General features: G+C 39.7%; 1 pseudogene. It reads right to left on the reverse strand.

The features are described from left to right. A pseudogene (locus ACFILZ_RS10160) lies at nucleotides 1-229 on the reverse strand (3,4-dihydroxy-2-butanone-4-phosphate synthase); the annotation flags it as partial.

Below are 229 nucleotides of genomic sequence, written 5' to 3' on the forward strand. Positions count from 1 at the left end.
AATATCTTCACCATCACGGATATCACCAAAAACGATTGCAATATGCTGAACATTTTCCCAAGGAAGTTGATAACTTTGAAGAACAGCTGTCCCTGCCAATGTTTCAATAGGCATTTCTCCAACATGCCTGATCAACATCTCTTTACGTTGGCGATAGGCGATAAGATCAGCAACCGTGATCACATGCAATTTGTGATCTTGTGCAAATTTTGTAACTTCATCTCCATGT

Origin of the sequence: Bartonella sp. AP40SXNS, from assembly GCF_042195825.1 — a bacterium.
Classification (GTDB): Bacteria; Pseudomonadota; Alphaproteobacteria; order Rhizobiales; family Rhizobiaceae; genus Bartonella.